Consider the following 12,709-nt stretch of genomic DNA (forward strand, 5'->3'; position numbering starts at 1 on the left):
AGCAGAGTTGGACCCATGCCTGATACAGCGAAAGATCAAGAATTTACGAAAAAGCGTCAAAAAAACGCAATTCAATTTGTGATAAAGTATCCAAATACCGGAAGAACCATATTTTCCATTGACAATCCCCTCTTCTTGAAGTGTAATTATGTTCACTTCTAAAATCGAAGGAGAAAACGATGACGTGGAAAGAACTACTCACAAACGAAATTGAGAACGCGTACCGATGTGCAAACGTCCTCATCGACATCGTCGGCGATGAAGATTTATCCTGGAAGCCGTCTCAAGGCGAAAATTGGATGACCACCGGGCAACTGCTGAAACATATCACCGAATCATGCGGGATGTGTATGAAAGGCTTCGTGACAGGCGACTGGGGCATGCCGGAAGATTTTGATCCAAGCAAAATGTCCGGCGAGAATATGCTGCCGCCCGCAGAAACAATGGCGACCGTCGAAAGCGTCGCCGCAGCCAAGCAATTGTTAGCGCAAGACAAACAGCTCGCGTATGACATGCTGAATTCGGTCAGCGAAGAAGATATTGATACCCGGCTCGTCACCGCCCCCTGGGACCCGACCGAAGTCAAACTCGGCCTGCAATTGCTTTCAATGATTAACCACTTAGTCCAACACAAAGGCCAATTATTTTACTATCTCAAATTGCAGGGCAAGCCTGTCAATACATTCCAATTATATGGAATGACGCTACCAGAATAAGAAGCCGATTCTATAAATGCCGCAGGGGATTGGGTGCAGCGGCTTTCGTAGTCAGCGGCAATAAGCCGCGACGAAGACAAGCGAAACCCAACCCCTGCGGTATTTCATTATTGAATCCAGCATTTAACCCAGCGTCATAAATTTCAGGCAAACGGGTTTATGCGCCTCAAACGTCGCGCCTGTCGGCTTGAGTTTGCCGCTTTGTTGGTCGATTGAAAATACCACCACGGAGTTGCTGTCCTGGTTCGCCGCTAACAAGAAACGCCCTGAAGGATCAATCACAAAGTTGCGCGGCGTCTTGCCCATCGTCGATTGGTGTTGAATCAGCGTCAATTCACTCTTTGCTTCATTGTATGAATAGACCGCGATGCTGTTGTGTCCCCGGTTAGAACCATACACAAACTTGCCGTCGCTTGAGACATGAATATCCGCGCAGGAATTGTTGCCGTTAAAGTCATCCGGCAAAGTGGATATAGAATTTAACGGATGCAACGCTCCGCTTTTGGCGTCAAAATGAAAAACCGTGATCGTCGAATCCAACTCGTTAATCACAAACGCCGCCTTGCCGTTCGGATGAAAATCAATATGGCGCGGCCCGGCGCCGGGCTTTAATTTTGCAAACGGCGGATCATTCGCCGTTAAGGCGCCGGTCTTCTGGTCAATTTTATAGATCATCACTTTGTCGATGCCCAAGTCGCAAACATAAGCGAATTGGTTGTCTGGCGATATATAAATGCAATGCGCGTGCGGGCCTTTTTGCCGCCCCGGATTCACGCTGGAGCCTTCATGTTGAATCGCCGAAACCGGCTCGCCCAATCGTCCATCGGCTTCAATCGGGTACGAACAGATGTTGCCGCCCGAATAATTCGCGACCATCGCCCATTGGCCCGTTGTGTCAATGCTGACGTAACAAGGAGCACCGCCCCGGGTGGGTTGATGATTGAGCGCCGTCATCGCGCCGCTTTTTGCGTCCAACGAAAACGCCGTCAACCCACCGCCTTTTTCGCCTTCAAATTCGCCGACTTCATTCACGGCATAAACAAATTTTTTATTGGGATGCACCGCCAGATAGGATGGATTCACCGCTTCGCCCACCGCCAGTTGCGTAAACGACGTACAGTCTTCATCCACGCCAAACACATGCACGCCCTTGGCGTCGTTTGAGGTATACATCCCAACGAAGAGCAGAGATTTCATTGCTTTCTCCTCAACGGCAAACGTAGGCAGCGTGGATACAAGCGCCGCTCCAGCAGTGTGAGCAACAAAGGCGCGTCGGGAATAAGTGGTCATAATTGGCTCCATTTATCATCCATTTTTTTGATAATTCAGTTTACTATGATTCTTCTCTATCAGATAAACACAAACAAAACAAAGCCGCAGGGGATTAGTTGGAGCGGCTTTGCGTCTCCATCATAACGAATCCTTCGCCAGAAAAATACGCTTGCCCATTGTGAATTGATTTTTTTTCGTTTATCCGGTAAATAAGGACCGACATTGATGGATGAGCATGATTTTGATTCCGAAAATATATCCCGACCTATCAATAAATGACAAACCAATTCAGGCATGGATGCAACTCTGTGAGCGCCTGTGCACAAGGGCCTGAAAGCCCGCACTGAAGCGAGCAGAGTTGCGCCCATGCCAAATGCAGCAAAATAAAAAAAGTATCCAAGTTACGGAAGCACGTTTTTTTGTGATAGGTTGGCTGCAACTCCGTATAGATACATGAACCAAAGGCGAAAAATTTGATTTGAACATCTTTCTTCCCGGTCATAGCGAACCAATATTCACGCTGGAACAAGTGGAGGCGCCCAACAAAAACGTCATCATCCAACTGCCGGAAATACCGGAATAGATTGCGAATCATATTTGATGAAAAAGCCGAACCCGTTTAACGATTCGGTTCGGCTTTTTTCGTTTTCCTCGTCCCCCACTAGACGCGCCCCGCTACAATATTCAATACTAATATCTCGATTTGATTTTTATTTTTATTCGACTTTTGGAGAGCGTCATGAAACAAATCCTCATACCCATCTGCCTGATTTTCGCCTTGACCACATTTGCAGCCGACAAACCACCCGTTTCATTTGAAGTCCACTCCATCGACGATAACGCCGAAATGTGGTGGGCGCGCGCATTCGCTGATATTAACAATGACGGGCTGCTCGACATCGCTTTACAGAACAACAACGCACGCGGCGGGTGGCTGGGTTGGCTCGAAGCCACTGACGGCGGCAAACAATGGCAGCGTCATATCATCGCAGAAACCGCGCCCAACGACGGAACGTTCGCCAGCGGCGACCTTGAAGCAGGCGACATCGACGGCGACGGCGACATTGATATTATCGGCGTCGCGCACCCCGGCGAGTGGGATGAAGGCAGCGCCCCATCAACAGTCTATTGGTATGAAAACCCTTCCTGGAAAGCGCACAAAATCGGCGGCGCCCCCGCCTTCATCAAAGATTTAAACCTGATCGACTTTAATCAAGACGGCAAACTCGATCTCTGCTCGACTGTGTTCGTCACCAACACGCTGACAGTGTTTCGCCAGGATTCTCCTGATAAATGGACGACGGTGCAGAAAATTAAAGTCGCAAATCTGCATGAAGGCATGGACGCAGGCGACATCGACGGAGACGGCGACAACGACATTGCCGCCGACGGCTATTGGCTCGAAAGCCCCGGCGGCAATCTCGAAGCCGAGTGGACGATCCACGAGATCAATCCGCGTTGGCACACCCAAGACGGCGATTGGTCGCGCAACGCCACCAAAAATTTCTGCCGTGACATCGACGGCGACGGACGCGCCGAAGTGTTTATCTCCCATTCAGAACGCAGCGGTTATCCGGTCGCCTATTACAGTGCGAAAGACCCCAAAAAAGGCCCATGGACCGAACACGTTTTAGTCAAAGATTTGTCATCCGCACATACCTTACAGATTTTCGATTTTGACAACGACGGCGACCAAGACGTGCTGACGGGAATCAACATGAACCGCGCCAAAGCCCTCGAACTGACTTCGTTCCCTGTTTATTTGTTGATTAACCAAGGCGACAACAAAACTTGGACCAAACAGACGCTAACAAATGAAGGAATCTATAACGGACAAGCAGGCGACATCGACGGCGACGGCGATTATGACATCGTGCGCCTTCAAACCCACGATGGAACAAAACTAGAAGTGTGGATGAACCAAACCAAATAAAAAATGGGGCATCCGGTAAGTGAGTACTTACATTGATGGATGGCCATAATTTTGATTCAGAAACAGGCTCCGGCATTTCAAAAATTGATAAACCAACCAGGCTTGGGTGGAACTCTGGGAGCGCCTGTGCATAAGGGCCTGAAAACCCGCACTGAAGCGAGCAGAGTTGTACCCATGCCACATGCAGCAAAATCCCAATTCAATGTATAAAAAAGCATCCAATTAACGGAAGAACCATAAATCTGTTTTTTAACCGTGTAATCCTGCTACAATATTCTCTGGCGGTTGATCGAGGAACGTTTCGGACGTTAGGCGGACGGCCTGAGATGCACTATCTTGGGTTGCACCATCCCCTTCGATGACCGCCTTTCATTTTACCTGATGAGATTTTCCACTTCAAATTTACCCATCACTCCATAGTTTCAGGCCTACAGTCTACTTGTTTTTTACTGCAATAACATAGTGTTTCGTTGTTGCAGAATTTTACATTCTTTTATCAAAATAAGATTTTTCTATTTTTTTACATTATGAGAATTTTCAACCTGCTAATTACTGCTGCATAACCTACTGAAAAAGCAATGTTTCTTTGTTGAAAGTTTGTTTCTGGTGTTGGTATGTTCATTGCTATGATTCTGGTTATATATCAAAGTGGGTTCCAGCGATGAAACCAGCAAGCGCCGATACAAGCAAAAGCCGCGAAGAGTTACTTAGCGAAAATCATGCTCTTCGCCAGCGTATTCATTTGCTCGAATCACAACCTCCGCAACCCAAACTTCATATCGTCCATCCAGAAAAAAGCATTGAACCGGTCATGCAGACCATGTCGGAAAATTTCCCCGGTGTTCTCTACCAATGGTATGAACGCGCGAATGGGGAGTGCGGTTATTACTTCGTTAGTCCTCATTGCTTTGATTATTATGGAGTTACACCTGAAGAACTGATTGAAGATTGGCGCCGTTTGCCCATTCATCCTGACGATATGCTTGGTTGGGCGGAAAGCATGAAAGAGGCGTCTGAAAATAAATCCGACTGGTCATTTGAAGGTCGTTTTATTCTCAAAGACGGCATTATCCGCTGGTGGAGAGGCGTGTCAAAGCCTATTCAAGTGAGCGAAAATGAAATTGTGTACAGCGGTGTTTTGATTGACATCACTGACCAGAAAATTATAGAAGAGCAATTACGCCACAAAGAAGAGCGCCTTGAGTTGGTGTTGAAAAGCGCCGAGTTGGGGATGTGGGATTGGAGCGTTCAATCAGATCAATCTATCTTCAATGACCAATGGGCGTCAATTTTGGGATATGAGTTACATGAACTGACCAACAATGTAAGTGAATGGTCTTCGCGGGTGCATCCTGACGATTTACCCGAAATCCATCGGCGTTTGTCTATCAATCACCAACCGTGGTCGAATGAATTGTATGAAGCGGAATACCGGATGAAGAGCAAAGATGGCCAATGGGTCTGGGTCTTTGCCCGAGGCCGGGTGACCGAATGGGGAACGAACGGCGAGCCATTACGCATGATTGGCGTCACTCAAGATGTGACTGCGCGAAAGAAACTCGAAACGCTGCTGCGAAATGCGAAAGAAGACGCAGAGGCGGCAGATTGCGCGAAGAGTGAATTTTTAGCCGCGATGAGCCACGAATTGCGTACGCCGCTGAATTCAATCATCGGATTTACGAACCTGTTGCTCAAACGGCCTCAATGCGGTCGGAATGAGCATTGTTCAGAGTTCCTGGAACGAATCTCAGAAAATGGCGTTCACCTTTTAGGATTAATCAACGATGTTCTTGATCTCTCGAAAATTCAAACGGGAAAAGCCCGAACGGATATTCGTGTTGTGAATATTGTTGAACTTCTTAAAAATATCGCTCAGCAATTTGACTATCAGTTTCAAAAGAAAAATATTGAATTTTTTCTCGATGTTCCAAATGAACCTGTGTATTTAAAGACGGACGAAATGAAGTTAATACAAATTGTGCAGAACCTGGTAAGCAATGCGTTTAAGTTTACGAATAATGGGCGGGTCAGTATTATGCTTTCTACCTCGCCTTTGTCGGGACACCCCATTCAATTGGAAGTCCGCGATACCGGCGTCGGAATCCCTGCGGGCCGCCTCGAGACAATCTTCACTGCATTTCAGCAGGGCGAAACCGGCACGGCAAGAAAATATAATGGTACAGGATTGGGGTTGGCAATCTGCCAGTCATTGTCAAACCTGTTGGGATATAAGTTAGAAATTGAGAGCCAAGTCGGATGCGGTTCAATGTTTCGGATAATTTTTTGATTTGTTGTTTTGCCTAGAGAGGTCGTCGTGTTTTTCGTATAGAGGTTTGGGTTATGTATAGGTTTCCTGTCTCATTGGTGACAGGAGACAATCGAACTTGGATGGAACGTGGGACTTCTAAGACGGGCAATTCACTTTGGATTCCAAACGGGTTGCCTGTTTGGGAGAGTTGACTGGACGGGAATATCTTTAACTGCTTCATCCATCTCATTTTTTTGCCTTCCTCAATTTAAAACGCAATGCAAATGTTATGTAGAACGACGCTTGTTTCTTTTCAAACTATATCATTTATACAGAACAAGTGACAACTCTTTTTTAGTCGTTTTTTTAGCATTTCACGGCGTATAAATAAAATTACCTGTATAATTATGAAATGATTGAAACCTAATTCATTCGTGTTGCTTTTATAGCACAATTTTGATTAATCGTATTTGAATTTAACCCTAGCGGTCATAAGTGATAAAGGACGAGCCTCCTTTGATTGATTCTTTCTTGCCGACTGAACTAAAAACGATTCTGTTTGTTGAAGATGAAATCGTTATCCGAGAAACTGTTTGTGAGGTATTAGGTGAAGCCGGACATACAATGCTGGCTGCGAAAGACGGACTGGCTGCTTGTGAACTCTTTGACAAGAACATAGATGAAGTTGACTTAGTCATTCTTGATTTATCTCTACCGAAACGCTCTGGCTTAGAGGTTATGGATTACATCCGCTCAAAAAGGTCAGATATGAAGATATTGGTTTGCAGCGGTTATGTTGACAATAAGAGAGTGGAAAAACTGGTACGTTCAGGCGCCGTCTCTTTTTTATCAAAACCGTATCAGTTTGAGCAAGTCGCCGCTGCGATTCGCGACTGTTTCAAAATGGAATAAGATTCGATTTGACTGAAGGCCCGTTTCTCTGGCATTGTCTTGACCCTATGTTACGCGGCGAGTACTCTCCAATGCAGCCGCGACTGCGGTGAAGGATCTGGAATGACAACCGAACCACAAACCGTAAGCGCTCCAAGCGATGTCGATGCAATCAAGCGCATCCATGACAGCAAAGAGCGCATTTCAAATGAAATTGCGAAAGAAATCGTTGGGCAAAAGGCCGTCATTGAAGAATTGTTGATCTGTCTTTTCGCAGGGGGGCATGCGCTGTTAGTTGGCGTCCCCGGCTTGGCCAAGACGACTTTGATCCGTACGTTTTCTGATATTCTCGATTTAGATTTTAGGCGCATTCAATTTACGCCCGATCTTATGCCCTCTGATATTACGGGTACTGAGGTCATGCAGGAAGACCGCTCGACGGGAGAGCGGGCGTTTCGTTTTATCAAAGGCCCGCTTTTTGCCAATATCATATTGGCGGATGAGATCAACCGAACGCCTCCCAAGACGCAAGCCGCCCTGCTTGAGGCGATGCAAGAAAAGCGCGTGACGGTCGGCGGCGTTGATTACCCGATTGAACCGCCGTTTTTTGTTCTAGCCACTCAGAACCCCATCGAGCAAGAGGGTACCTATCCATTGCCCGAAGCGCAGTTAGACCGCTTTATGTTCCAGATCAATATTGACTATCCAAGCACTGACGAGGAAATTGAAATCGTCAAGAACACAACATCCGCTTACCATGCTGAACCTCAAAAAGTGTTGAGCGGCGAAGATATTCTACAAATTCAAGATTTAGTGCGTCGCGCCCCCGCCTCGGATGATGTGGTCCGCTATGCCGTCGAAATCGTCAAAGCGACCCGTCCCCGTCAACAAGGTCAGGATTCTGTTGAAACGGTTGACCGTTACATTTCATGGGGAGCGGGGCCTCGCGCTTCACAATATCTGATTTTGGCAGGCAAGGTGAGGGCCATTCTCGCCGGGCGTTATAGCGTCGCGCACGAAGACGTACGGGCTGTCGCCGACCCAACATTGCGGCATCGCATCATGACGAATTATCGCGCCGAGGCTGACCGCGTCAGCATACATGACATCATCAAGGAAATTATTGACGGCGTGAAGCACTAAAATGTAATTGTGAACTGGAGCGCCCCTGTCTACAGGGGCGTCTTTATGATGCGCGTGTGGACACGCGCGCTCCGTATTTTATAGATACTACTTTGGCGAAATCAACTTTTTGCTTTCCACAGGTCTTTTTTCAAACCTCTTAGGCTCACATGTCACTCTCATTCCCGTCGCGGTCAACCGTGAAAACCCGGGTTCGCCTGGGATTTTCACGGTTCCTATAGGTTATATTCTATTTGATATAATATATAATCCATCAAGGCTTCATTGCCTAAGTGGTTTGTTATTAGTGTGTTAAGTGGTTTTCTTGTGAGTTGTTTTGCTGCCGCTGAATCTTGGCAGCCTGTTTGCATATAAGAATCACTGTAGAAAATAGTTGAAGCGTGTTTGAGGAGGCTTTTCCTGAGATGACGAATAATCCCGGTACTATCGGACGACGGTATGGTGAGTTGCTTCGGTCACTAAATATGATCGAAACGGACGACATTAATCGTGCGATTGCCATTCAAGAAAAGACGGGCAAAAACCTCGATACCGTGTTGGTCGATAATGGAATGGTCGATGAAACCCAGATGCTGGATGCGTTATCGCAACATCTGGGGATGGAATCAATCGAAATCAAAAACATTGAACTACCCCCGGAGGTTTTGCAGGAAGTCCCAATCCGCTTTGTCCACCGGTTTAATATTATCCCGGTTGAGCGGCGCGGCGACACATTGCGCATCGCTACCGGCGACCCGCTCAATTTTAACGCGCTAGACGATTTACGGTTGCTTTTGAAATGCAACATTGAGCCGTTGCTCGCGCCCAGCGACGACATCATCGCCGCCATCAAAAAATATTACGGCATCGGCGCCGATACCATGGACAGCCTGCTCGAAGAAGACGGGCGCCCTGTTGAAGAGGAAGAGTTCGGCGACGGCAACATTGAAGAGCTCAGCGAAGACGCCTCAATTATCCGGTTTGTGAACCAGATTATGATGGAAGCGGTTTCTGACCGCGCAACCGATATTCACATCGAACCGTTTGAAGAAGAACTCCGCATTCGTTACCGGATTGATGGTTTGCTCTATGAAGCGGTGGTTCCTCCCTCGATCCGGCGCTACCAGGCAGCGGTCATCTCGCGTATCAAAATTATGTCGGACATGAACATCGCTGAAAAACGCTTGCCGCAGGATGGGCGAATCAACATTCGAACGGGCAATACGGAGTTTGACCTCCGCGTGTCGACGATTCCGACGCCGTACGGCGAGAGCATCGTTATTCGTATTTTGAACCGTGACAGCACCATCTTCGATTTGAAACAACTCGGCTTTGATGAATATTCCCTTGAGCGCTTTGAAAACCTCATTACCAAACCGCACGGAATTATCCTGGTTACAGGCCCGACGGGAAGCGGTAAAACCACCACGCTCTACGCGACTTTGTCCAAACTCAACAAAATGGACGTGAAAATCCTCACCATTGAGGAACCGATCGAATATCACTTGAAGGGCATCGTCCAAGTCCAGGTAACGTCGAAAATCGGGTTGACCTTTGCGAGCGTCTTGCGCTCGTTCTTGCGGCAGGATCCCGACATCATCCTGGTGGGTGAAACCCGCGACCACGAAACGGCGGAAATCGCCATCCAGGCTGCGCTAACCGGGCACTTAGTTTTTACTACGCTTCACACCAACGACGCACCCGGCGCGATTACGCGACTGATTGATATGAAGGTCGAACCGTACCTGGTTTCGTCGTCGGTCATCGGCGTCGTCGCGCAACGCTTGATGCGGCGCGTTTGCCAGCGTTGTAAGGAAGAGTGTTTTCCTGAACACGATATGCTGCGCGGTTTGGGGCTATTGGATGAACAATATAAGGACATGAAATTTTATCATGGTCGCGGCTGCGAGGATTGCAAATTTCTGGGCTACCGAGGTCGGACAGCGATCTATGAAATTTTTGAAATGACGGAAGACCTGCGTGAATTGACGGTCGAGCGGGTCCCCGCCAGCAAGATCAAGCAAATGGCGTTAAAAGAAGGCCTGAAAACGCTGCGCATGAGCGCGTTAGAGAAAGTGCAGCAAGGCGAATCAACCGTTGAAGAATTGATCCGCGTGACTCAAGAGTGGTAAGAGCATTTCATAAAAGGACGTAAACAGCATGAAGTATCGTTACAAAGCAAAGAAATTATCTGGTGAAGTGGTCGAAGGTACGCTCGAAGCCGACAACCGCAAACTGGTCATTAGTCAGCTGCAAAAAATGCAGGTGTTCCCGCTGACTGTCGTTGAGCAACGCGGCGGCAAAGGGCTGAATAAAGAAATTTCGTTCAGCGCCTTGTGGGGCGTTTCTTCCGCCGACGTGACCACCTTCAGCCGCCAGATGAGCGACTTGTTACATGCGGGGCTTCCACTGGTGCGCTGCCTGGGAGTTATTCGTCAACAAACGTCGAATCCCAAACTATTAGAAATTTTGAAAGCGGTTGAATCAGATGTCTCCGGGGGGACGCCGTTTTCGGAAGCGTTAAATAAATATCCCAAAGTCTTCAGTACGCTCTACGCAAGCATGATTAGCGCCGGCGAGGCGGGCGGGATGCTCGATCAGGTGATGGAGCGTCTGGCCGAATTTTTAGAAAACGAGTTAGAAACCCGCAGCCGCGTTATCTCGGCGATGACATACCCGGCGTTTATGGTGTTTGTTTGCATCGGCGTTATCACCGTTTTGTTTTTGGTGGTTGTCCCGAATTTTAAGACGATGTTTGAAGACATGGAAATTGACCTGCCCATGTCAACGCAATTGCTTCTTGGGTTCAGCGGGTTCATCAGCGCCTATTGGTGGTTGGTGCCCTTTGCGTTGATCCCGGCGATTATTCTCTTTCGCCAGTATATAAAAACGTCCGCAGGGCGCTTGCAATTTGACAAAGTGAAACTGGCCATCCCGCTGTTGGGCGATTTGATTCGCAAGCGGGAAATCGCAAAGTTTGGTCGAACGCTGGGCACGCTGTTGAGCAACGGCGTTGCGATTTTGAAAGCGCTGGATATCACCGAACGGGTTATTAGCAATCAGGTATTGAAAGAAGATATCGCCGAATTTAAAGAGCGCATCAAAGAAGGTGAAAAATTATCATCGCGAATGTCGGAGAGCGGTTTGTTTCCGCCGGTTGCTGTCAACATGGTTGCGGTCGGAGAAGAAACCGGCAGCATGGAAATTACGTTGCAGCGCGTGGCGGATGCGTTTGAAAACGAAACCGACCGCGTCATTAAAACCATCACAACCATTATTGAACCCATGATGATCGTCATCATGGCGGTGATTGTTGGTTTTATTGTATTCGCGATGATTATGCCGATCTTTTCGATCAGCCAAAACTTGTAAACAAAAGTCAAGCCGGATACCGGCATAGGGAAACATAACTCATATTTGTATCTCGGAGGAATCGGAATGAACGCAGACAATAGGAACAAACAAAACGCATTTACCCTGGTGGAACTCTTGCTCGTGGTTACCATCATCGGAATTCTGGCAGGCGCCGTCTTGGTCAATATCGGCGGTCAGACCCAAAAGGCGAAGATTACCCGCGCCCGGCAAGATATCGAGACGATGAGCACTGCGCTAAACATGTATGAGATCACTATTGGCCAATATCCCTCATCCGACCAGGGATTGCAGGCTCTCGTCGAAGACCCCGGCGGCGTCGATGGTTGGACGAAGCCGTTTCTCTCAAAAAAGAATTTCCGCGACCCGTGGGGCAACGACTATCAATATAGTTACCCCGGCGATCAAGGCATCAACTTTGACCTGTTTACCACTGGCCCCGACGGTCAATCGGGCACCGAAGACGATCTCGGTAACTGGGAAGACGACGAGTAAGGAACCAGTCTTTCAAAATGAATATGAAAACGACGAACGCTGGGTTTACGTTAATTGAATTGGTGGTTGCCATTTCGCTGGTGTTATTGATTACAGCGGTCGGCGCCCCCAGTTTTCGTCAATTGTATGAACGCTCCGAACTGCAACGCGCGTCGGGTGAATTTACCAACACATTGCGGTATGCGCAGCAACGCGCCGTGTTGGAACGTACGCCCATCCGTGTTGTGCTTGATGTGGATGAGAACAAGTTTTGGGTGCCGGTTGAACAACAAGAAGAACGGCGCCATTACCGCTCAAAATCACGCCGCAACAACTCGCGGCGCAGGTCATCTACTCGAAGCAGTCGAGACCGGGTGCGGGAAGAAAAAGCGACGGAAGCCAAGTTGCCGGAAGGCTTCATCTTTGAATTTGTCTACAAGGTCTCTGAGGATGATGAAGTCAAGCGCGGTGAAGGCGAAATTTATTTTTACCCGGACGGCTCGGCTGATGCGTCGTATGTGACGTTATTGCGCTTGGGCAATCATCGCGAAGATGAGCAACGGGTGTTTATTAAACTCGACCCTGTCACCGGAGCGATTAGAACGCATTCCGGTTATACAGAGCAAGACGGCTCGGCGTTTTATCAAGGCGAATATGACGGGCCGTATTTGTAAGCGTTAA

Annotated in this window: 10 protein-coding genes; 9 read left to right on the forward strand and 1 reads right to left on the reverse strand. The window is 48.1% G+C overall.

The genetic code is table 11. The features are described 5' to 3' along the window. Positions 1–179: 179 nt before the first annotated feature. The gene (locus P9L94_02220; GenBank protein MDP8242868.1) at positions 180–716 is read left to right on the forward strand and encodes a DinB family protein; all 537 of its coding nucleotides are present in this window, start codon (positions 180–182) and stop codon (positions 714–716) included. A gap of 123 nt (positions 717–839) precedes the next feature. On the opposite strand, the gene P9L94_02225 is transcribed toward P9L94_02220, so the two are convergent. Then, positions 840–1,913, reverse strand: coding sequence for a lactonase family protein (locus P9L94_02225; GenBank protein MDP8242869.1), 1,074 nt, complete (start codon positions 1,911–1,913; stop codon positions 840–842). Between the two features lie 814 nt (positions 1,914–2,727). Between P9L94_02225 and P9L94_02230 the strand changes: the two genes are divergently transcribed. From P9L94_02230 to P9L94_02265, 8 genes are all read left to right on the forward strand, one after another. Further along, positions 2,728–3,921 (forward strand): VCBS repeat-containing protein, encoded by a 1,194-nt coding sequence (locus P9L94_02230; GenBank protein ID MDP8242870.1) that lies wholly within the window; start codon positions 2,728–2,730, stop codon positions 3,919–3,921. Positions 3,922–4,582: 661 nt separating this feature from the next. Then, positions 4,583–6,208, forward strand: a complete 1,626-nt coding sequence (locus P9L94_02235) for a PAS domain-containing sensor histidine kinase (GenBank protein MDP8242871.1) — start codon at positions 4,583–4,585, stop codon at positions 6,206–6,208. A gap of 477 nt (positions 6,209–6,685) precedes the next feature. Further along, positions 6,686–7,081: a response regulator gene (locus P9L94_02240; GenBank protein ID MDP8242872.1), complete on the forward strand. Its 396-nt coding sequence runs from the start codon at positions 6,686–6,688 to the stop codon at positions 7,079–7,081. 102 nt (positions 7,082–7,183) lie between these two features. Continuing rightward, positions 7,184–8,203, forward strand: coding sequence for a MoxR family ATPase (locus P9L94_02245; GenBank protein MDP8242873.1), 1,020 nt, complete (start codon positions 7,184–7,186; stop codon positions 8,201–8,203). A gap of 404 nt (positions 8,204–8,607) precedes the next feature. Beyond that, entirely contained in the window at positions 8,608–10,314 is a 1,707-nt protein-coding gene (locus tag P9L94_02250) for a GspE/PulE family protein (protein ID MDP8242874.1), read from the forward strand. 28 nt (positions 10,315–10,342) lie between these two features. Then, positions 10,343–11,554 carry a type II secretion system F family protein gene (locus P9L94_02255; GenBank protein ID MDP8242875.1) on the forward strand — a complete coding sequence of 404 codons (1,212 nt, stop codon included), beginning with the start codon at positions 10,343–10,345 and terminating at the stop codon, positions 11,552–11,554. Positions 11,555–11,620: 66 nt separating this feature from the next. Then, positions 11,621–12,049, forward strand: a complete 429-nt coding sequence (gene gspG, locus P9L94_02260) for a type II secretion system major pseudopilin GspG (protein ID MDP8242876.1) — start codon at positions 11,621–11,623, stop codon at positions 12,047–12,049. Between the two features lie 17 nt (positions 12,050–12,066). Further along, positions 12,067–12,702, forward strand: coding sequence for a prepilin-type N-terminal cleavage/methylation domain-containing protein (locus P9L94_02265; GenBank protein MDP8242877.1), 636 nt, complete (start codon positions 12,067–12,069; stop codon positions 12,700–12,702). Positions 12,703–12,709 lie beyond the last annotated feature (7 nt).

The organism is Candidatus Hinthialibacter antarcticus (assembly GCA_030765645.1).
Lineage (GTDB): Bacteria > Hinthialibacterota > Hinthialibacteria > Hinthialibacterales > Hinthialibacteraceae > Hinthialibacter > Hinthialibacter antarcticus.